Genomic DNA, 796 nt, shown 5'->3' on the forward strand with positions numbered 1-796 from the left:
AATGGAAAATACCCATGGATTTATTGCGCGTGGGGGCAGGATGCTTAATTATCGTACTTATGTCGATTTGATGGACTTACTTTCAAGAATTCCCTCGGTTACTGAAGCGGGGATGACGGCAGAAGAAGATACCCGAGACTTTGATAGTAAACATAGAACTTTTGATAAAGCTCGTTTGCTTGAAGGCGGTATTGGTATTGTAGATGGTCATAAACTTGGATTAAACAATATGGATAGACTTTTGCTTAGCCGATTAGTTATGATGCCGGATTCAGAAGAAGAAAAACTAGATAATGTAACAATAGCAGAATATTTTAAGGATGATCCCCACATTTTTCAGACTAATTTTTGGTATATGTGGGAAACTACATTTGCTTTCAGAGTACAATCATCTGCTCAAGAATTACGACGCTATATGCATCAAATGATTTATGAATTTACACAAATTGAACATTTAGTTGGGGTTAATCGGACACGATATAATCAATATGAAAGTATCATGTTACCGTTAATTAAGTATTTACAAAAGCAAGGTTGTAAATTTATCATGAATCGAAGAATAACGGCTTTCGAGTTTAAAGATACTCCAATGCAAGACGAAATTACGGTAACGGCTCTTAAAATGGAAAATACAGAAACAGACAAGGAAGAGAAGGTGGAAGTAGATAATCAAACGGCTGTCTTCTTTACCAATGGTTCAATTACTGATTCAGCAACTTTAGGAGATTATAACACGCCAGCACCTGAAAATATGGATTATGGTGCAGCATCATCGTTATGGAAACAAGCTTGTGAG

The 796-nt window shown here is 36.2% G+C and carries 1 protein-coding gene; it reads left to right on the forward strand.

Features of this window, described 5'->3' with window-relative positions:
• A partial coding sequence (locus ACNDLV_RS08235; RefSeq protein ID WP_498883114.1) for an oleate hydratase occupies positions 1-796 on the forward strand: 796 nt, incomplete at both ends.

This window comes from Lactobacillus fornicalis (assembly GCF_055362665.1).